Origin of the sequence: Natrinema pellirubrum DSM 15624, from assembly GCF_000230735.2 — an archaeon.
GTDB lineage: Archaea > Halobacteriota > Halobacteria > Halobacteriales > Natrialbaceae > Natrinema > Natrinema pellirubrum.
Genome location: NC_019962.1, coordinates 1,662,121 through 1,681,930, shown reverse-complemented (window position 1 = coordinate 1,681,930; position 19,810 = coordinate 1,662,121). Strand labels below are relative to the sequence as shown.

Sequence of the window (19,810 nt, the reverse complement as noted above, 5' to 3'; positions counted from 1 at the left end):
CTCGTCCTGACTCGCGCCGTCACTCGTCTCGCGTCCCGCCGTCGAGATAGTGTCGGATCCGATCCCGGCTCGAGTCGGCTACCTTCCGGAACGCGACGACGCGGTCGCCGTCCTCGCGGCGGTCGGCCTCGATTTCGATGGTCAGCGACTGCTCGCGGAGGTGATCGAACAGCGCCTCGAGCGCGTCGGGGTCGCCCCTGACGGTGTGGCGCTGGCCGATCGGTTCGTCGGCGGCCACCGCACGGATCGTCGCGACCATCGGTAGCAGGATCGCTTCGCCGAGGCCGTGGGCTCGCTCCCGGAGCCGGTCGTCGCTCTCGGCGAACTCGGCGGCCCGAAACGCCTCGCGGACGATCCGCGAGAAGACGAAATCGCGGCCGCACTCGAACGGCAAGGAGAACGCGTAGGCCAGTTCCTCGCGATGCTGGGATGCCGTCGTGTACTTGACCATCGATTCCCCGTCGGCCGACTTCAACACGACGCCCTCCCGGCCGGCGGCGTCGAGGTCGGCGATGGCGGCCGCGGCTATCTCGACCGCTTCCGACGGGGCCGCCCGCCCGAAACACCGCGGCTGGCCGAAGTCGAACGCCCGACAGAGCGCGCGCCGGTCGGCGACCGGCATCGGCTCGCCGGACTCCCCGTCCCGAACGTCGAACACGCGGACGTCGTGGGAGTCGACCCCCGCGTAGTCGGTGGTCGTATAGGGCGTCTCCGGACCGATCAGCTCCGCACAGAGGACCGTCTCGGGGTGTCTCTCGAAGAAGGGCTCGAGGTCGAGCAGGGCCCGCGCCCGGGCGGTCGTATACGGACAGACGTAGCCGCTTCGGGTAAACGCAAGCGGCTCGCCGCCGACGGCCGCGATCCGGACGTTGAACCCGTCGAGTTTCTCCTCGACGACGACCGTCTCGGTGCCCGCGAAGAACGACTCGATACCGGGCTCGAGAACGAGGATCCGCGGGATGCTCGGGTAGCCGCGGACGACGACGTCGGCGTCCTCGACGACGACGGTCCCGCGCTCGACGCCGTGGCGCGCGGCCGTGAGGACGTGGTGGGTCCGGCCCGCCACCGACCGCTCCTCGAAGTGTTCGAAGAGGTCCGCGGGATCGTCGGTCGTGGCCGCGAGCCGCTCGCGATACGCGTCCCGGTCCATACGTCGTCCGACCACGCACCGGCCCAAAAACACCGGGCCGTCCTCGGACCGGTCGCGAGCAGCCGGGTCCCGACCCGTTTTTGGGCCGACCTCTTTGTGTCGGACCGTCGAACCTCCGCGTATGTCCGGTGACCCCCCACGCCAGCGGTTCGTCCTCGACACGTCGCTGTTCATCACCGAGGAGATCCGACGGGACGACGAGGGGATAGAGACGGCCGTAATCCGCCTACTCGACCTCGTTGCGACCGCGCGCCTCGAACTCAACATCTCCTGTTATGTCCCCCCGTCGATCCACGACGAACTCGCGACGATGCTGCGCGAGCGCGACGTCGACGACGAGGTCTTCTCGCGGCTCGACACGTGGGTCGTCCGCAAGAGCCCCGACCGGTACGGCGTTACCATTCCGGCGAACATCGTCTACGAGTTCATCGACGAGATGAGCGACCGGGTCGATCGGGGGCTTCGCGTCTCCGAACAGGCGATCCGCGAGGTCGAACAGCTCGATCCGGACGAACTCGCCCACGGCTCGGGCGACGGCGACCGCGAGGAGTACATGACCGACGCCGACCGCGTCGTCTCGGACCTGCGCGACAAATATCGGCGGGCACTCCGTCAGGGCGTCCTCGACTCCCGTGAGGACTTCGATCTGCTGATCCTCGCGCGCGAACTCGACGCCGGCGTCGTCACCGAGGACCGCGGGATCATCTCCTGGGCCGACGAGTTCGGCCTGCGGTACGTCCGCGGCGGCCAGTTCCCCACGCTGCTCGAGGAGTACCGACGGGCGGCCGGCATCGACGACGAGGGCTGATCCACCGCGATGCGGTGGCGCGCGCTGGGTCGCGGTTCGCCGTCAGGGCGAACCGCGGCGCGACTCCGTGCGAGGGATGAGCGACCGACTGAAAGGAGGAAGCGAATCGGTTGGGGAGGGCGTGGCCGCTCCGTGTTGCCACGGTAGCAAGACGGCTCGTGCCGCCGTCCACCCGACGAAACCGGCAATCCAGATTCTAACTATTCGGATTCGAGCCCTCGAGCGAGCAGTTCGACGGGGTGAGCGGGCCGATCGTACCCCTCGAGGTCACCGACCTGTGTCCGACAGGAGGTGCCGGGCGCAGCGACGATCGTCTCGCTGTCGTTGCCCGACGACTCGGCCGAACTCGCCTCGAGTTGCTCCCGAAGCAACGACCCCATCGCTTTCGAGAGATCGTAGTGTTCGACCTCGTAGCCGAAACTCCCGGCCATCCCACAGCACGTCGAATCGACCGGCTCGACGGCATAGCCCGCCCGCCGGAGGACGCCCACGGCGTGGTGGTCCGCACCGCGCGCTTTCTGGTGGCAGTGGCCGTGGAACGTCACCGGCGTCCCCGCCGTCACTGACTCGTCGAACGCGATCACCTCGTCCAGCCGGCGCTCGTCGACGTACTCACAGACGCCGTAGGCGTTCGCCGCGAGCCGCTCCACCCGGCCGTCCGCGAGTAGCGATCGGTACTCGTCGACGACCATCGCCGCGTCCGAGGGTTCGACGAACAGGACCGACCACCCACGCTCGAGAGAGGGCTCGAGGTCGTCGAGCAGCTCGCGACCCTGCTCGGCCGCGGTCTCGAGCAGCCCCTCGGAGTAGGCGGCTCGCCCGGTCGGTCCGAGATCCGGGATCGCCACGCGAACGTCCGCGGCCTCGAGGACCTCGACGGCGGCCTTCCCGACCTCGGGATTCGAGTAGTTCGTATCCGTGTCGGGAAAGAGGACGACGCCGGCCGTCGCGTCCTCGGGGGCCACCCGCGTTCCGCCGCGCGCTCGCGGCGCTCCCGCTCGCGTTTCCGAGACGGCGTCGACGTCTCGCTGCTCGAACCACTCGACCAGTGACTCCCGCCGGAACGTCGGCAGCGTCCGCTCGGGTGCGATTCCGATCGTCTTCTCGAGGACGGTCCGCGCGCCCGGCAGGTCCGTCGCGTGGTTCGTCACCGGCGCGAACGTACTCCCCAGCGACGCCAGTCGGTCGACGTTTGCGAACAACCGCTCGCGCAGGCTCACACCCTCCCGCTCGTGATACCCGTGTTTGACTTCGGCCTTGAGCTTCGCGAGATCGACGCCGGTCGGGCAGTCGCTCTGACAGCCCTTGCAGCCGACACAAAGGTCGAGGACGTCGGACTGGAACCGCTCGCTGTACAGCTCTTCGGGATCGATCTCGCCGCTGATCGCCGCCCGGAGCAGGTTGGCCCGCCCGCGCGTGGTGGCGATCTCCTCCTCGGTCGCCCGGTAGGTCGGACACATCACGTCGCCGTCGGTCTGGCGACAGGTCCCACAGCCGTTACAGAGTTCGACGAGTTCCGAGAAGCCGCCCTCGTCGTCGAACTCGAGGGTGGTTCGGGGCTCGAGCGAGGCGTAGTCGGGGCCGTACCGCAGGTTCTCCCGGCTGTCCGTCGGATCGTCGTCCCGATAGACAACCTTGCCGGGGTTCATGCGCCAGTCCGGATCGAACGCAGATTTGAGGTCCTGAAACGCCGCCCAGAGGTCCGGCCCGTACAGCTTGGGGTTGAACTCCGTCCGCGCGAGGCCGTCCCCGTGTTCGCCCGAAAACGAGCCGTTGTGTTCGCGGACGAGGTCCGTCACGTCGTCGGCGATGGCCCGCATTTTCTCGACGTCCTCGCCCTCTTTGAGGTTCAGGACCGGCCGGATATGGAGGGTTCCGACGCCCGCGTGGGCGAAGTAGGCGGCCTCGGTGTCGTGGTCCTCGAGGATTTCCTGAAACCCAGCGACGTATTCCGCCAGTTCTCCTGGGGGTACGGAGGCATCCTCGACGAAGGGGTAGGGTTTCGGATCGCCGTCCATGCTCATCAACAGCGGGATGGCGGCCTTCCGGAGTTTCCAGAGCCGGTCCTGTGCGGCCGGCTCGAACGCCGTGATCGAATCGACCGCCGCCCCGCCACCGACGAGATCGGCCGTCGCGGTTTCGACGGCCGCAGGCAGGTCGTCGACGACCTCCGAATCGAACTCGAGCAGCAGCGCGGCCGCGGTGCCCTCGGGAATCGGCTCCACATACTCGGCGTACTCCGCCGACTCGGCGGCCAGCCGGAACACCTCGTCGTCCATCAACTCGACCGCGCTGGCCTCGAGTTCGAGCGCCTCGGGGACGGCGGCCAGCGCCTCGAGCAGGTCGTCGTAGCAGTAGACCGCGAGCGCGGTCTCGTCGGGCCGGGTCACGAGCGAGAGCGTGGCCTCGACGACGACGCCGAGGGTTCCCTCCGCCCCGACGAGCAGTTTCGAGAGGTTGAGGACCCGGTTCCCCTCTTCGCGGGCTTTGCCCGCTCGGTCTTCCGAGGCGGCTCTCGCCGCCTCGCTCTCCGCGTCCTCTCGAATCACTTTCTGCAGGTTGTAGCCGCTGACGCTGCGCTTGAGATCGGGATAGCGCTCCTCGATCTCGTCGACGTTGTCCTCGACGAGCGCCCGCACCGTCCGGTAGATCGCGGCCTCGCGGTCGTCTTTCGAAACGAGCCGCTCCCACTCCGGACTGTCGAGAACGACGTCCCGCGTCCGGATCAGCGAGCCGTCGGCCAACACGACCCGACACTCCTCGACGTAGGCGTCGGTGATCCCGTACCGGACCGAGTGGGCACCCGTCGAGTTGTTGCCGATCCCGCCGCCGATCGTCGCCCGGTTCGAGGAGGCCGGATCGGGCGCGAACCGCAGTCCGTGGGGCTCGAGGGCGTCGTCGAGATCGTCCTGAACGACCCCTGGCTGGACGACGGCAGTCCGGCCGTCGGGCTCGATCTCACGGATCTCGTCCATATGCCGCAATAGGTCGAGGACGACACAGCCCGGTCCCACGGTCTGTCCGGCGAGCGACGACCCTGCACCCCGGGGCAGGACCGGCACGTCGTGGTCGGCCGCGACGGTCATCGCCGCGCGGACGTCGGCGGTGTCCCGCGGGAAGACGACGCCGGCAGGCTGTGCGCCGTAGATGCTCCCGTCCGTCGCATAGAGGACCCGCGTGTACTCGTCGAACCGAACGTCGCCGTCGACGGCTGCTCGCAGGTCGGCCGCGAGTTCCCCGCCGGCATCGTCGCCGCCCGCTCCCGTCTCGAGCGGCGGCCGGTGTCGCGTCCCGTCTCTATTCTCGACCCTCGCGTTGACGCCGCTGTCCTCGGCAGCCATAGAATGGGGATCGTCCCACGAACAGTTAAACCATGGCAGTCATTCACAGCCACTGTCCGCGAGCGAGCGTCGGGCGATCGGCTCGAGCGGGTTCGGCAATGGTGTCGGGTCGGGACCGGCAGCGGTGGCTACCGGGACTGGCACAAGAAAAATTCGGGATCGACTGGCTCGTCGCTTACTCGAAGTGGTCGAGGCAGGTCTGGTACTCTTCTTCGGCCTTCTCCCAGTTGACGACGTCGAAGAAGCCGTCGATGAACTCGCCACGGTCCGGTCCGTAGTCGTAGTAGTAGGAGTGTTCCCAGACGTCCAGCGCGAGGATGGGGTGGGAGCCCCAGAGTGCGCCCTGGTCGTGCTTGTCGACCGCGACGTTGCGAAGCTGTTTCGCAACCGGGTCGTAGACCAGCAGTGCCCAGCCACCGGCGGCACCGGCAGCGGCCTCGAACTCGCCCTTCCAGCCCTCGTAGGAACCGAAGTCCTCCTCGATGCGGTCGGCGAGGTCGCCCTCGGGTTCGCCGCCGCCGTTGGGGGACATGTTCTCCCAGAACAGCGTGTGGAGATAGTGGCCACAGCCGTTGTGGGTGACGTCGCTGAGCGCGCCCGGCGTCGAGCCGAAGTCGCCCTCCTCGCGGTTCTGGGCGAGGGTTTCCTCGGCGGAGTTGAGGCCGTTGACATAGCCCTGATGGTGCGTGTCGTGATGCCAGGTCAGTACCTGTTCGGACAGTGCCGGTTCGAGCGCGTCGTAATCGTACGGCAGTGGTGGAAGTTCGTGGTCAGCCATAGTATACACCTCATGAATCGTATCGGTTTCTCGCCTGTTAAGTTTTGAGGAGAGAGACGATATCACACGCCATAAAGTATCGCCGCTCCCGCTGGCGATTTCCCGATACGTCACCGGAACCACTACGGACTCGGACTTAAACCTTTCAGACCGTCTCCGGTCCGTCGTTGCCGGTGGGACCGCGACTGGCCTGTGGTCCCACCGGGCTCGGGACAGCAAACCGAATCAGCGACCCCAACCCGACCGCCCACCGCCGGCTCCGCGTTCGCGGTCCGTGACCGACGGTCTACGACATCTCCTTGTGATGTGCATGCTCGAGCCACTCCTCGAGCGACGGCTGTCCCCAGTACCGCACCGTCTCGCTTCGCCGGTCGTGTTCGAGAACACCGGCATCCTCGAGTTTCGGGAGGTGGACGTGTCGGAGTTCCACCCGAACGGTTTCCCGTTCGTCGGCGGGGTCCGCGTCCCGGTCGGGTGGCGACCGCGCCGAATCGCGGTCGGCGTCCTTGGCGGCGATCCGCTCGAACGCGACGACGTTCTGTGCCAGGGCTGTGACCGTCGCGACGCCATCGGATTGCTGATTGAGGTAGTATAGCGCGTAGCGCCGTCGTCTGTTCGAGAGGAGATCGAAAACGAGGTCCAGCGACGGCATCGCGTCGGCCTGCAAGCTCGATACACCCTCCCGTTCACGCATCCACGAACCACCTACCGTCTGTTCCCATTCGAAACCACCACGGGCGTCTACTTCGGCCGCCACATTAGACTTTACGTCTGTCTGAAAATATATGTATGCCAACGTCTCAGCTCGCCGTAACTGATACTAGCGACAGCCAAAACCGGCGGTGAAGCCGCCGTTCGATCCGGAATGCGTTACTCGTAGAGCCACTCGGCGTCGTGCTGATCGTAGTCGATCAGCTCGTCCTCGTCGAAGTGGATCGCGATCTCGCGTTCGTTCGCACCCTCGTCCTCGTGGTCGGCGGCGTGAACGACGTTCCGACCGAGGTCGAGCGCGTAGTCGCCCCGGATCGTTCCGGGTTCGGCCTCGAGCGGGTCGGTCTCGCCGATCATCTGGCGGACCTGTCGGGTCGCGTCCTGGCCCTCCCAGACCATCGGGACGACCGGTCCCGAGGTGATGAAGTCCACGAGGTCGTCGTAGAACGGCTTGTCCTCGTGTTCACCGTAGTGTTCTTCAGCCCGTTCGCGGGGCATGTTCTCGACTTTGATGCCGACGAGCTTGAGCCCGCGGTCCTCGAGTCGGGAGACGACCTCGCCCACGAGTCCGCGCGCGAAGGCGTCGGGCTTGACCATCACGAAGGTTCGCTCGTGATCGGTCATGCTTCCTCGGCCTCGGTTTCGGCGTCTTCGGCCTCGTCGGCCTCCGCTTCCTCGGTCTCGTCGACCGCGTCGTCACCGGCGGGCGCGTCTTCCTCGTCGTCGGCGTCCGTCTCGAGGTCCTCGTCCTCGTCGGTCTCGTCGGCAGGCGTCTCGTCCTGCGCGGGACCCTTGCCGCGACGACCCTCTTCGGTCCACTCCAGGTCTCGGGGTTCGCGCCCGAGCTTGTAGTTTTTCTCCGCCTTGGAGTCGACGAAGTGGAGTACGGAGCCGTCGTTTTTGACGTACATGATGCCCGTACCGGGTTCGATCTCTTCGCCCGTGTAGTCGCAGGTTCGTTTCTCGACCATTATTGTCCCCCGATGGAGTCGGCCTCGCGGGCGGTCTCGCGAAGTTGGAGTACGTCCCCTTCGCGGACCGGCCCGAGGCAGTTACGGGTGATGATGCGTCCCTGATTCTCGCCCTCCTTGATTCGGCATTTGACCTGCATGGCTTCGCCGTGCATGCCGGTCTTGCCGACGATCTCGATGACCTCGGCGGGCGTGGAGCCGCTTTCTTCCTCTTCAGCACTCATCTTTGGTCACCTCAGTCGAGGTCCTCGACCTTGTCGGCGATGTCCTCGACGTCGTCTTCTGCCTCGCCGGCGTCGACGATCGCCGCAGCGGCCGAGCCGACCTCGAGGCCGGCGGCGTGGCCGACGTCGTCTTGGGTCTCGATGAAGACGACGGGGATGCCCTTCTCCTCGGCGAGGTCGGGCAGGTGCATGACGATCTCCTCGGGGGAGACGTCTTCGGCGACGTAGACCAGATCGGCGTTGCCGCGCTCGATGGCCTTCGTGGTTTCGTTCGTTCCTTTCTTTACGCGTCCGGTGTCTCGTGCGACCTCGAGCGCCTCAAGGGCGTCGTCGGCGAGGTCGGCTGGGATGTCGGTGTTGACGTAGACTGACATGGTTGTTCACCTCTCCTACACGTGGGCTCGCGCTCCCCTGCCGTCCGGGCACTGGGTACCCGTGCCGGGCCGATCCCGGCGGAAGTCCTGTGAAGCTAGGAGCATCATCAACCCCGCGTAGGGTGTACACTCGAATAGCGTTGCCCCCCTTAAAAGCGTGTTCAAACGGATGGCGAAGTGAGACACCTCCGCACGGACGAGATCGGTTCGGATCGCCATCGGGTGCGAAAAATGACAGAATTGAACGGGCGTGTTCTCCCGGCCGGCAGTGGGTTCCCACACCGCCGGTGAGTACTCCGGTATCGGGACTATCTGAACGCCGCTTTCGCGGCGTCGACGAGAACCTCGGGTTCGTACTGGTGCGTACTTACCGGGGGCACCTCCCGATCCACGTCGAGTTGGTCGTAGACGGCCCGCATCGCGGACCGTACCGAATACTCGACGGTGAACACCACGTCCCGGGGTTGCTCCGCGAACTGGCCGATGAACGCGAGGTTGTTCGATCCCGGTGGGACGACGTCCGGCCGATCGCCGGGCGTCCGCGGCATGAAGTGACTCGTGATAAACGGCATATTACAGGGGATACAGTTCGCGTCCTCGAGGACCGACGGGAGTTCATCGAGATAGCCGAGGTGGTAGCACAGTTCCTCGAGGATCTCTTCGCCGGTGCAGTTCCCCATCTTCTTCTCGACGTAGTTCCCCTCCTCTTCGGGGAACAGGCCGTACCCCCAGAAGACCTTCACGTCGTCGGGCTGGTTCGCGAAGTGGGGCTGGGCGGCGACGACGATGGACATCAACCAGTTCGACTCGGTGAACGTGATCAATCCGTTCCCGGGCGCTTCGCCCGTGACCTCGACGATGTGTTCGAGCAGGTCCGGCTCGTCGAGCGTGACGGTGTAGGACGGCCACTTCGTCTCCTGGACGTGGTCGGTAAACGCCGACGGCGTCCCGAACTCGGGGTTGTCCTCGGCGATGTTCTTCCACAGTTCGAAGGACGCCCCCGTCGTGTTCAGGTCGGGCGCTTCGGTCATCGATCCGAGATCCGAGCCGTCGGTCATCGAGCCGTTGGTCACGAAGACGAGATCCGTCGGCTCGACGTCGATCGTCTCGGCTACGCCGTCGGCCTCGTAGTGGATCCGTTCGACGGTCTTGCCGTCCCGACCGGGCACGATATCCATGTCCGTCACTTCACAGCCGCCCCGGAACTCGACGCCGTGGTCTTCCAGCCACCGCCGAATCGGGCGGACCATCGAGTCGTACTGGTTGTACTTGGTCCGGTGGATCCCCTCCATGGTGTTCAACCGGGGGAACTCGTGCATGAAGCGGTGCATGTATCGGCGCATCTCCGCGACGCTGTGCCAGGGCTGGAAGGCAAACGTCGTCGCCCAGATGTACCAGAACGTCGTCTCGAAAAAGGAATCGGAAAACCACTCTTCGATCCGCGTGTCGCCGAGTTGCTCCTCGGGCGTCAGGACCAGTTGAAGCAAAGAGAGCCGATGCTCCATCTCGAACCCGTACGACGAGACGTCGAGGACTTCCTGCTCGTCACCCACCAACCGGGCGACGGCGTACGTCTGGTGTTCCTCGTTGAACTCGTCCATGACGTCTTTGACCGATCGCTCGCGGTCCTCGAGCGACGGAATCGTCTCGAGCAGGTCCCACGTACACTCGTACGTCGGGAAGTTGAGCATCCGGCCGCCCCGAATGACGTACCCTTCCTCGGGCGAGCCGGCTCCGTCGAGTGCCCCGCCCATCACGTCCAGTTTCTCGAGGACGTGGACGTTCTCGCCCGGCAGTTCGCTGTCACGGACGAGGAACGCGGCTCCGGCGAGGGATGCGATCCCCCCGCCGACGAAGTACGCCTCCCGGTCCGATCCGTCCTGTCGCTGGGGTTGTTCGTTACTCATCTGATCTTCCCTCCGTGTTTCCGATCGACATTCCGTTTCGCCGGCGTGACCGGTTCGAATCCGTCCTGTCGTACATGTACAACCACACTTGGGGATTTGACACGATTAGTATTGAAAGCGTACAGCAGTTCTCATAGCGTGGAAATGATGAACAAGTTATGAGTTTTCGGAAATTGCCATCCCAATCGGACGCGATTCGACGGACGGAGACGGCGAGAGTCGCCGAATCGATCCTCGAGGCGGGACACGGAGTCGCGATGGTCGACGGTGCCCTCGACGACGGCGTTCGCGCATGAGTGAATAATTATACCGGCACACACGAAGCGGGCGTATGAACGCGGACGCGGACGTCGTTACACTCGCGCGAACACTCCGCGCGGAAGCCGAGCGCGCCACCGAACGGCGGGCGTTGGTCCTTGCGGGAGACCGAGAGCGCGGGTACGATCGTCTCGAGTCGGTCCTCGATACCCTGTCGGTCCCGATTACGTCGACGACGCTGGTCGGGCCCGACGACCGACTTCGCTGCGAACAGTTGCCCCAGGCCAACGCGAGCGAATTGCTGGGAACGACGCGAGAGGTGATCGCCGTCGACGCTCACGCGGAACTCCGGCCCAACGCCGTCGGGAAAGTCGCCGGTGCGGTCGACGGCGGCGGCCTCCTCGTCTTGCTCGTGCCGCCGCTCGAGGCGTGGCCGGACCGCCGTGACGGGTTCGACGAATCGCTTGCCGTCCCGCCGTTCGAACTGGACGATGTCTCCGGCCGCTTCCGACGACGGCTCGTCGAGACATTGCGGGCACACCGCGGCATCGCCATCGTCGACCTCGAGTCAGGACGGATCGAGGCCGACGGCCTGACCCACCCAGCCCCGCGGCTGGCGACGGCCGATCCCGCGCCGCCGCCGGATCGACGGTTCCCGATGGCCGCCTACGAGGCCTGCCTAACGGACGATCAGGCCGACGCCGTCGCCGCCCTCGAGGCGCTATCCGAGCCCGATCGGGCCGTCGTCCTCGAGGCCGACCGAGGACGGGGCAAGTCCAGCGCGGCGGGGATCGCCGCGGGCGCGTTCGCCACCGCCGGCGAGGACGTCCTCGTGACCGCCCCGGCGGCCCGAAACGCGGCGGAACTGTTCGATCGAGCGGGCGAACTCTGCCGGACGCTCGACGACGACGCGACGGTCGAGTCCCGCCGGATCGAGACGAGCGCGGGCGGCTCGGTCCGGTTCCGCGAGCCGACGGCCGCGGCGGAAACGACCGAAACGGCCGATATCGTCCTCGTCGACGAGGCCGCTGCGCTTCCCGTTGCGACCCTCGAGTCCCTGCTGACCGCGGACCGGGTCGCGTTCGCGACGACGATCCACGGTTACGAGGGAGCCGGCCGGGGGTTCTCGGTCCGGTTCCGGGACCGGCTGGCCGAGAGTAACCACGAGGTGACCGACTGCCGGCTCGTCGAGCCGATCCGGTACGCCGGGGGCGATCCCGTCGAGGTGTGGGCCTTCCGCGCGTTGCTGCTCGACGCCCGGCCCCCGGTCGAGCCGCTGGTCGCCGACGCCGACCCCGACTCGGTCGAGTACCGGCGGCTCGAGCCCGACACCCTCCTCGCGGACGAGCGCCTGCTCCGGGAGGCCTTCGGCCTGCTCGTCCTCGCCCACTACCGGACCGAACCCAACGACCTCGCGCGCCTGCTCGACGCCCCCAACCTCGAGGCCCGCGCGTTGGTACAGGACGGCCACGTCGTCAGCGTCGCCTTGCTCGCCCGGGAGGGGAACCTGGCGCCCGAGCGCCGCGCGATGATGTACGAGGGCGGCCGGATCCGGGGCAACATGCTGCCGGACGTGCTGACCAGTCAGGTGCGTGACGAGGCCGCCGGCGAGCCCGCGGGCCTGCGGGTCGTCCGCATCGCGACCCACCACGCGGCCCGCTCGCGGGGGCTGGGTTCGGCGCTGCTCGAGCGCGTTCGCGAGGAGTTCGGCGACGGCGCGGATTCGATCGACTGGCTCGGGACCGGCTTCGGCGCGACCCCTGGCCTGCTCGCGTTCTGGCGGGCGAACGGCTATCGGACTGTCCACGTCTCGACGACCCGTAATGATTCGAGCGGCGAATACTCCGCACTCATGCTCGCGCCGACGACGGACGCGGGCCGGCGGCTCCACGACCGCCACGCCGAGTGGTTTGCCGGCCGATTCGGGGCCTGCTGTTCGGACTCGCTCACCGACCTCGAGCCCGACGTGGCCCGTGCCGTCCTCCGGAGCGTCGACGCCGAAGCCGCGCCACCGCTCGAGTTGTCCGATCACGAGTGGCGGGTCGTCGCCGGGGCCGCCTACGGGCCGGGCCTGTTCGACGTCGACCCCGGTCCCTTCCGCGATCTCGTCGTCCGATACCTCGTCGACGACCCCGACGGCGTCGACCTGACCGCCCGCGAGGAGCGGCTGCTCGTCCTGCGAGCCCTCCAAGTTCGGGACTGGGAGACCGTTGCCGACCGCCTCGAGTACCACTCTACCGGCCAGTGCATGCGCGCACTGGGCGACGCGTTCTGCCCGCTGGTCGATCGCTACGGGACCGCGGCGGCGCTCGCGGTTCGGGAGCGGTTCGCCGACGAGTGAGCCCGCAGTACCGCGAACGGCGGGCCGTCCCTCACCCTGTTTTCACGAACTTCGCTTCCCCGTTCTGTTCGACCGTGATCCGGTACCGGTGATAGCTGAACTCGACTTCCATCTGGGCCTCCGGCGACGGCGGATTCGAAAAGAGTTCGTTGAGCATCCCGTCAACGCAGTCGTATATCGTCGGGAGGTTGGTGGAATCGACGCCCTCGAGATCCATGATCGCCTCGATGATCTGTACCGTCGGGTTCTCGCCGTCGGGGTCGAGCGTCCGGTGAACGATCTCACTCTCGGTCTGATCCGTCATCGTCCCTGCCAACGGGAACCCCCAGTATAGATGTCCGGCATGATTCCGCTCTCCGAGACGCCGTCCCCGGCACGCACCCTCAAAACAGCCGTCGACGCAGCCGCTCGGGAAGGAGATCAACGAGCCACGCGATGGCCCGCCAGCGCCGCGTGACGTAGGCGTGTTTTCGCTTTTTCTCGATCGCTCGAGCGATCTGTGCGGCCGCCGTCTCGGGCGAACACTCCCAGAAGCCGCCCAGCGACAGCTTGGTGTCGACGAACCCCGGCTCGATGGTCGTGATCGTCACGTCCGTATCGCGATCGCCCTCCCGATAGCGAAGCCCTTCCAGATACGTCGAGACGTAGGCCTTGGAGGCGCTGTACGCCGGCGCGTCGTCGTTACCGATGTGGGCCGCCACGGACGAGATCCCCACGAGGTGCCCGTCCGACTCGCTGGCGTGGTCCGGCGTCGACTCGAAGTATTCCATCGCGGCCGTCGCCAGCGCCGTGAACCCGCGGACGTTGACGTCGATCGTCTGCCGTTCGGGCTCCCACTCGAGGTCGCGGTTGACCGACGCGACCCCGGCGCTGAGGACGACGAGGTCGACCGACGGCATCGCCGCCGCGAGGTCGAAAAAGCCCTGTCTGGCGTCCTCGACTGCGGTAACGTCCATCGTCGCGACGTAGGCCTTGGTCGGTAGTTCGTTCCCGATCCGTCGCATCCGTTCGGTCCGCCGGGCCGCAAGTCCGATCTCGTAGCCGTCGGCCGCCAGCCGTCGGGAAAGCGCCTCGCCGATCCCCGAGGACGCGCCGACGACGATCGCACCGCGTTGTTGTGTCATACCTACAGGTTCGGATCCTCGCACCTAACCCTACTGAAGGCGGTAGGCATTTGCCGTGGTCCCTCGTCGCCGTTGGTATGGTCGATGTGGTCCTCGTCGTCGCCGTCGCGTTGCTCGCCGGTGCGATCGTCGGCGCGGCCGTCCCGATGGTGCCCAGCGGCCTCCTCTCGCTGGCCGGCCTCGGCGTCTACTGGTGGGGGTCCGGATCGGCGGAGATCAGTGCCATCACCGTCGCCGTCCTGGCCGTCATCGCCGTCGTCACGGCACTCGTCGAGTTCTTCGGCGGCTCGATCGCCGCTCGAGCCGGCGGCGCGTCGTGGCTGACGACCGCCGTCGCCGCCGTCGTCGGCATCGTCCTCATGCTCGTCACCGGCCCGGTCGGGCTACTGGCCGGCCTCTTCGGGACCGTCTTCGTCCTCGAGTTCGTCCGCGGCGAGGAACTCGAGGGCAGCGCCCGGTCGGCGCTCTACACGACCGTCGGCACCCTCGCATCGACGGCAGTCCAGGTGCTGTTGACGGCCACGATTTTGCTTGGCTTTCTCGTCGCGGTCTTCCTGCTGTGATCCGCGGGAAACACTGAAGTCGTGGGTATCGTTCACGGAGAATGATGGACTGTACCGAACCCGACTGCCAGCGGCCCGCGACGGTCGAGTTACACGTTCCGTGGGACGAGAACCGGCACGTCTGTGCCGCCCACGCCCGCGTGCTGGGTCGGCAGGATGGCGTCGTCGCCGATCCGTTGCCGGACCGGGGTGACGACCTGCTCGAGTAATCGGCAGGAGCTTTGGAATCCCCGACTCGGAGAGCCGTCCCGTCTCGGAACGGCCTCAGGGATGCGTGTAGTACGCGACGGTCTCCGCGTCGTCCTCCTCGTCACTTTCGTGTCGATCGATTCGCGCGAACCCGACCCGCTCGAACTGCACCAGTTCGTCGGGCTCGAGGTCGGCGACGCCGGGTTCGGCGTGGCCCGTAACGTCGCCCTCGATCGTCCGCATGCGGAGGGGGACGCGGCCGTCGGCCGGCACCCAGTGGACGACGTCGACGCCCTCCTCGCGGACCACGTCGAGGTCGTCGGTGGCGTACCGCAACGCGCCGTCCTCGAGTTCGAACCCGCCCAGTCCCTTCAGCCAGAGGCGCGTGTCGTCGGCGTCCGGGTCCGGGAGGTCCTCGGACTCGAGCATGACCGAGTCACCGACGGGGATCTCTCGGACGCCCCGTTCCTCGTGGTTGGGGTGCAGCGGCGGGTTCGCCTCGGCGGGCGGGTCACCGGCGAGGGGGACCTGATTGCCGTCACGGACGAAAAAGCGGCGGTCAGTCTTCTCGTCGATCAGGTCGCGGTTGGCGGCGTAGATCGAACTCATCGCCAGATCGACGTCGCTGGTCGAGGTGCCGAGGCCCACCATCGCCTCGACGATGGCTTCGCCGCGAATACCGCGCCGGCGCAGGCTCTTGAGCGTCGGCGCTCGCGGGTCGTCCCAGCCGTCGAGTTCGCCTTGCTCGATCAGCTCCGAGATGGTCGAGGTACTCATCTTGACGTCGTAGTCGTCGAGCTGGACGTGGCCCCAGTGGACGACTTCCGGATACTCCCAGTCGAAGTAGTCGTAGACGAACCCCTGTCGCTTCGCAGAGTCCTGCAGGTCGATCCCGCGGATGATGTGGGTGATCCCGAGCAGGTGATCGTCGACCCCCGACTGGAAGTCGAGCATCGGCCAGCAGCGGTACTCGCTGGCTTCCTCGCGGGGGTGGGGCGTATCGATCATCCGGAAGGCGACCCAGTCCCTCAGGGCAGGATTCTTGTGTTCGATGTCCGTTTTCACGCGGAGGACCATCTCGCCGCTCTCGTACTCGCCGTCGATCATGGCCGCGAACTCCTCGCGGACCGTCTCGACGTCTTTCTCGCGGTGGGGACAGGCCTCGCCGCTGTTTTTCAACTCGGAGAACTCCTCGCCCGAACACGAGCAGGTGTAGGCCCCACCGAGGTCGATCAGCTCGCGGGCGTGGTCGTAGTAGGTCTCGAGGCGGTCGCTGGCCTTGTAGGTCGCGTCGGGCTCGAAGCCGAGATACTCGAGGTCCTCGAGGATCGCGTCGTAGGCCTCGAGATCGGGCCGCTTGGTCTCGGGGTCGGTGTCGTCGAAGCGCACGCAGAACCAGCCGTCGTAGCGCTCGCGGTAGCTGCCGATGACGGCGGGCATCCGGGCGTGGCCGACGTGCCACGGGCCGTTGGGGTTGGGCGCACACCGCATCCGGATCTCGTCGTAGTCGTCGGCGTTGGGCAGGTCCGGGAGGTCGTGTTCGTCTTCTTCCTCCTCGGCCTCGATCTCGGCGAGTTCCGCGGGCGCGAGTTCCTCGAGGCGCTCGCGTTTCTCGTCGTAGTCGAGATCGTTGACCCGACCGACGACGCCGCCGGCGATCCCCGGAATCTCGTCGCCGTGTTCGCGGAAATCGGGGTTGTCGCCCATTAGCGGCCCCATGATGGCACCGACGTCGGCGTCGCTCTCGTGTTTGACGGCGTTCAACAGCGCGTGCTTTTCGACCTCGCGCTCGATGCGTTCGCGTAAGTCGTCGTCCATTACCGGGCGGTACTTCCGCCCGGGCCAAAACCCTCGCGATTCGGGCCGCAACCGACGCACACAACGGCGGCTACCCGTGACGGGTCGGGGAAGTCACTACCGGCGCACCCGTCCCCGTGCTGTGGCCGTACAGAAAGATCGGTACGATAGCCCGTCTCAGTCTCGAGGTCCCCCTCGTCTTCTCGGAGCGATGCGACCGGAACGTCGGTTCGCTCGACCAGCGTGTAGAACTCGCCGGCCGTCCCCTCCCGGGGCTCGTTCGGCGCAACGGGGTCGATCTCGTTCTCGCTCGAGCCGGCGGTCCCGAGGACCGAGTCGAGACAGTCGGCGGTTGCGATCGCACCGACCGCCATTGCCGTCCCGAGTAGGTCGGGTCGGGAGAGCCCGCCGGCACCGTCCGTGGAGTCGTCAGTCATACCAACCGCTCGGTGGGAATTCGCAACAGAACCCGGGCGAAATCGAACGCCGTCTCGAGCGGTGCGTCGCCCGTGAGTCGACCGCCAGCGGGTGCCCGATCGAGCGTCAGTAGCCGCGTTCGATCAGGTAATCCGCCAGCTCACAGAGCAGGTCGCGGGCCTCGTTGTCCGGCAGTACCTCGAGTCGGCGCTTGCCCCGTTCGACGAGATCGGTCGCGGTCTCGTCGGCGTAGGCGATCGAGCCCGACGCCTCGAGTTCGGCGACGGCGTCGTCGATCTCGGCCTCCGTGACTGCCTCGACGTCGTCGGTATCGACCAGGTTTTCGACGTCGACGCCCTGCTCACGGGCGTGGACGGTGATCAGGGTCTGTTTGTTCTCGACGAGGTCGCTGCCGCGCTGTTTGCCCAGTTGTTCGCTCGGGACCGTCAGATCGAGAACGTCGTCCCGGATCTGGAACGCGCGGCCGATGTCGAGCCCGTAACCGTAGAGTTCCTCGATGGTCTCGTCGTCGGCCCCGAGCAAGATCGCGGGGAGACACGCCGACGCGGCGTACAACACGGCCGTCTTCTGTTCGACCATCTCGAGGTACTCGTCGGGGGACACGTCGGCCCGTTCCTCGAAGGTGACGTCCAGCGACTGGCCCTCACAGATGTCCGTACAGGTCGTCGCCAGCACGTCGAGCGCGTCGACGATCCGATCCGACTCCGCGCCCGTCTCGAGCATGATCTCGAAGGCCTTCGAGTAGAGCGTGTCGCCGGCGAGGATTGCCGTCTCGAGGTCGTACTCCTTGTGGACGGCCGGCACCCCACGGCGGAGGTCGTCGTCGTCCATGATGTCGTCGTGGATCAGGGTAAACGACTGGATGACCTCGACGCTGACCGCGGCGGCCATCATATCGACCGGCCCGCTCCCGTCGACCGGGTCGAACGAGCGGTAGTCCGCCGACAGCGGATCGACGTCGGTCAGCGCCTCCGCGGTCGTCAGCAACACCGTCGGTCGGAGTCGCTTGCCGCCCGCATCGAGCAAGTAGCGGGAGGCCTCGTAGAGCCGCTCGGGTCGCTTGATCGGTAGCTCCTCGGGGATCGCGTCGTTGACCTGCTCGCGGCGCTTCCGGACCGCCTCGAGCACCGCCTCTTCGCGTGCCTCTGGGCTCGTCATATCAGTCGACTAGCTGGATGAGGTTCCCGTTGCGTGTCACGTGAAGATCTCGGCCCATCTTGTAGCCCTCGCTCTCACAGAGATTGACGTAGCTGGAGAAGCCGCTCATGTCCTGGTGGGCTGGGATGACGTGTTGCGGTTGGAGCGCATCGAGCATCTCGTAGTGGCCCTCTTGGTTGAGGTGCCCCGAGACGTGGATGTCGTCGTAGACACGTGCGCCCTGCATGCCGAGCAACTTCTCGGCCTGGTAGCGCTGGCCCTCGTTGGTCGGTTCCGGGATGACCCGTGCCGAGAAGACGACCTTGTCGCCGTCGTCCAGTTCGTAGGGCGTCTCGCCGCGGGCCATTCGGGTGAGCATCGCGCGGGGCTCGCCCTGGTGGCCGGTGACGATGGGCAAGTAGTTCTCCTTGCCTTCGTTCATGATGCGTTTGAACGTCCGGTCGACGGATTTGCGGTGGCCGAACATTCCCAGATCCGAGGGGAAGTCGATGAAGTCGAGCCGTTCGGCAGTGCCCGAATACTTCTCCATCGACCGCCCGAGCAGGACCGGCTGCCGGCCGATGTCGTCGGCGAACTCGACCAGCGATTTGACGCGGGCGATGTGGCTCGAGAACGTCGTCGCGACGATGCCGCCGTCGTAATCTTCCACACTGTAGAGGACGTCCCGGAGGTGTTCGCGGGCGACCTTCTCGGAGGGGGTCCGTCCCTTCTTGTTGGCGTTGGTACAGTCCTCGATGTAACACAGCACGCCGTTGCCCTCGCGACCGATCTCGCGGAACCGCTCCATGTCGATCGGGTCGCCGATGACGGGCGTGTGGTCCATGCGCTTGTCCAGCCCGTAGACGATCGCTCCCTCGGGCGTGTGAAGGACCGGGTTGATGGCGTCGATGATCGAGTGGGTGACGTTGACGAACTCGAGTTCGTTGCGGTCGCCGATCGACATCGTCTCGCCGGCCTCCATCTTGACGAGGTCGTTCTCGACGCCGAACTTCTGTTCGCCCTCGATCTGTTGTTTGACCAACTCGATCGTAAACGGCGACGCGACGATCGGCGCGTCGTATCGGTGTGCCAGCTTCGAGATGGCACCGATGTGGTCGAGGTGCCCGTGGGTCGGCACGATGGCCTTGACGTCGCCCTCGAGGTCGCTCATGACCCGGTCGTCCGGGATTGCGCCCATATCGATCAGGTCGAGACTGTGCATCCGCTCGGTTTCGACGTTGTCGTGGATCAGGACCTGCGAGAGGTTCAGACCCATGTCGAAGATGACGACGTCGTCGCCGGCGCGGACGGCAGTCATCTGCCGTCCGACTTCTTCGTAGCCGCCAATGGTTGCGATTTCGATTTCCATGGTTCGTAGCACTGAAAGCCGCGTGATGGACTCTCATCGAAACTGTCCGCGGACGCCTAGTCGTACGGCCCCGGCGTCTTGCAGCGCGTCGGCCATCCCGCTATGCGCTCGCGGGGACGATCGTCCCCGTCCGGCTCACGACATCGTGAGCCGCCGAACGCACTTGCCCGCGGGTTTCGTTGCTCCCCCCTACACGCCCGGGCATTAAAAACGCAGTGGGTTGGCCGTCCGGAGCGACCGTCTCGTGGGGGCGATCCGGACGGAACGCGGGGGCCTGTCATGGGTTTCGAGACACCGTAATCCATTTCTCTATTCGGCCGAAACCGGTGG

General features: G+C 66.4%; 20 protein-coding genes. 5 read left to right on the top strand and 15 right to left on the bottom strand.

What is annotated here, in order from left to right; all coding sequences use genetic code 11:
• Positions 1-19: 19 nt before the first annotated feature.
• Positions 20-1,150, bottom strand: coding sequence for an RNA ligase (locus tag NATPE_RS08230; RefSeq protein WP_006182186.1), 1,131 nt, complete (start codon positions 1,148-1,150; stop codon positions 20-22).
• Between the two features lie 121 nt (positions 1,151-1,271).
• Here NATPE_RS08230 and NATPE_RS08225 point away from each other — a divergent pair, with 121 nt between their 5' ends.
• Positions 1,272-1,958, top strand: a complete 687-nt coding sequence (locus NATPE_RS08225; RefSeq protein WP_006182185.1) for an RNA ligase partner protein — start codon at positions 1,272-1,274, stop codon at positions 1,956-1,958.
• A 200-nt stretch (positions 1,959-2,158) separates the two neighbouring features.
• Here the strand turns inward: NATPE_RS08225 and NATPE_RS08220 are convergent, their stop codons facing one another.
• The 8 genes from NATPE_RS08220 to NATPE_RS08185 form a co-directional block, all read right to left on the bottom strand.
• Positions 2,159-5,299, bottom strand: a complete 3,141-nt coding sequence (locus NATPE_RS08220; protein WP_006182184.1) for an FAD-binding and (Fe-S)-binding domain-containing protein — start codon at positions 5,297-5,299, stop codon at positions 2,159-2,161.
• A gap of 175 nt (positions 5,300-5,474) precedes the next feature.
• Entirely contained in the window at positions 5,475-6,077 is a 603-nt protein-coding gene (gene sod / locus NATPE_RS08215) for a superoxide dismutase (RefSeq protein ID WP_006182183.1), read from the bottom strand.
• Positions 6,078-6,363: 286 nt separating this feature from the next.
• Positions 6,364-6,771: a DUF7344 domain-containing protein gene (locus NATPE_RS08210; protein ID WP_015298896.1), complete on the bottom strand. Its 408-nt coding sequence runs from the start codon at positions 6,769-6,771 to the stop codon at positions 6,364-6,366.
• A 176-nt stretch (positions 6,772-6,947) separates the two neighbouring features.
• Positions 6,948-7,412: a nucleoside-diphosphate kinase gene (gene ndk / locus NATPE_RS08205; protein WP_006182181.1), complete on the bottom strand. Its 465-nt coding sequence runs from the start codon at positions 7,410-7,412 to the stop codon at positions 6,948-6,950.
• A complete protein-coding gene (locus tag NATPE_RS08200; RefSeq protein ID WP_006182180.1) occupies positions 7,409-7,759 on the bottom strand; it encodes a 50S ribosomal protein L24e in 351 nt (116 codons plus the stop codon). Before NATPE_RS08200 ends, ndk begins: the two co-directional genes overlap by 4 nt.
• Entirely contained in the window at positions 7,759-7,983 is a 225-nt protein-coding gene (locus tag NATPE_RS08195; RefSeq protein WP_006064297.1) for a 30S ribosomal protein S28e, read from the bottom strand. Before NATPE_RS08195 ends, NATPE_RS08200 begins: the two co-directional genes overlap by 1 nt.
• Before the next feature lie 11 nt (positions 7,984-7,994).
• Positions 7,995-8,357 (bottom strand): 50S ribosomal protein L7Ae, encoded by a 363-nt coding sequence (gene rpl7ae, locus NATPE_RS08190; RefSeq protein ID WP_006182179.1) that lies wholly within the window; start codon positions 8,355-8,357, stop codon positions 7,995-7,997.
• Positions 8,358-8,665: 308 nt separating this feature from the next.
• Positions 8,666-10,264, bottom strand: a complete 1,599-nt coding sequence (locus NATPE_RS08185) for an oleate hydratase (protein WP_006182177.1) — start codon at positions 10,262-10,264, stop codon at positions 8,666-8,668.
• A 173-nt stretch (positions 10,265-10,437) separates the two neighbouring features.
• On the opposite strand from NATPE_RS08185, the gene NATPE_RS23225 reads away from it, so the two are divergent.
• Positions 10,438-10,560, top strand: coding sequence for a hypothetical protein (locus NATPE_RS23225; protein ID WP_275040174.1), 123 nt, complete (start codon positions 10,438-10,440; stop codon positions 10,558-10,560).
• 35 nt (positions 10,561-10,595) lie between these two features.
• Positions 10,596-12,863 (top strand): tRNA(Met) cytidine acetyltransferase TmcA, encoded by a 2,268-nt coding sequence (tmcA, locus tag NATPE_RS08180; protein ID WP_006182176.1) that lies wholly within the window; start codon positions 10,596-10,598, stop codon positions 12,861-12,863.
• A 31-nt stretch (positions 12,864-12,894) separates the two neighbouring features.
• Here the strand turns inward: tmcA and NATPE_RS08175 are convergent, their stop codons facing one another.
• A complete protein-coding gene (locus NATPE_RS08175) occupies positions 12,895-13,167 on the bottom strand; it encodes a HalOD1 output domain-containing protein (protein WP_006182175.1) in 273 nt (90 codons plus the stop codon).
• 79 nt (positions 13,168-13,246) lie between these two features.
• The gene (locus NATPE_RS08170) at positions 13,247-13,987 is read right to left on the bottom strand and encodes an SDR family NAD(P)-dependent oxidoreductase (protein WP_006182174.1); all 741 of its coding nucleotides are present in this window, start codon (positions 13,985-13,987) and stop codon (positions 13,247-13,249) included.
• Positions 13,988-14,064: 77 nt separating this feature from the next.
• Here NATPE_RS08170 and NATPE_RS08165 point away from each other — a divergent pair, with 77 nt between their 5' ends.
• Positions 14,065-14,550, top strand: a complete 486-nt coding sequence (locus NATPE_RS08165) for a DUF456 domain-containing protein (RefSeq protein WP_006182173.1) — start codon at positions 14,065-14,067, stop codon at positions 14,548-14,550.
• 44 nt (positions 14,551-14,594) lie between these two features.
• Positions 14,595-14,759 carry a hypothetical protein gene (locus NATPE_RS22645; protein WP_006182172.1) on the top strand — a complete coding sequence of 55 codons (165 nt, stop codon included), beginning with the start codon at positions 14,595-14,597 and terminating at the stop codon, positions 14,757-14,759.
• A 55-nt stretch (positions 14,760-14,814) separates the two neighbouring features.
• Here NATPE_RS22645 and NATPE_RS08160 read toward each other — a convergent pair whose 3' ends face one another.
• From NATPE_RS08160 to NATPE_RS08145, 4 genes are all read right to left on the bottom strand, one after another.
• The gene (locus tag NATPE_RS08160; RefSeq protein WP_006182171.1) at positions 14,815-16,557 is read right to left on the bottom strand and encodes a glutamate--tRNA ligase; all 1,743 of its coding nucleotides are present in this window, start codon (positions 16,555-16,557) and stop codon (positions 14,815-14,817) included.
• Positions 16,557-16,973, bottom strand: coding sequence for a hypothetical protein (locus tag NATPE_RS08155; RefSeq protein WP_006182170.1), 417 nt, complete (start codon positions 16,971-16,973; stop codon positions 16,557-16,559). The genes NATPE_RS08160 and NATPE_RS08155 overlap by 1 nt, the downstream gene beginning before the upstream one ends.
• Before the next feature lie 106 nt (positions 16,974-17,079).
• The gene (idsA3, locus tag NATPE_RS08150) at positions 17,080-18,132 is read right to left on the bottom strand and encodes a geranylfarnesyl diphosphate synthase (RefSeq protein WP_006182169.1); all 1,053 of its coding nucleotides are present in this window, start codon (positions 18,130-18,132) and stop codon (positions 17,080-17,082) included.
• Position 18,133: 1 nt separating this feature from the next.
• On the bottom strand, positions 18,134-19,480 hold the full coding sequence (locus NATPE_RS08145; RefSeq protein ID WP_006182168.1) for a ribonuclease J: 1,347 nt from the start codon (positions 19,478-19,480) through the stop codon (positions 18,134-18,136).
• Positions 19,481-19,810 lie beyond the last annotated feature (330 nt).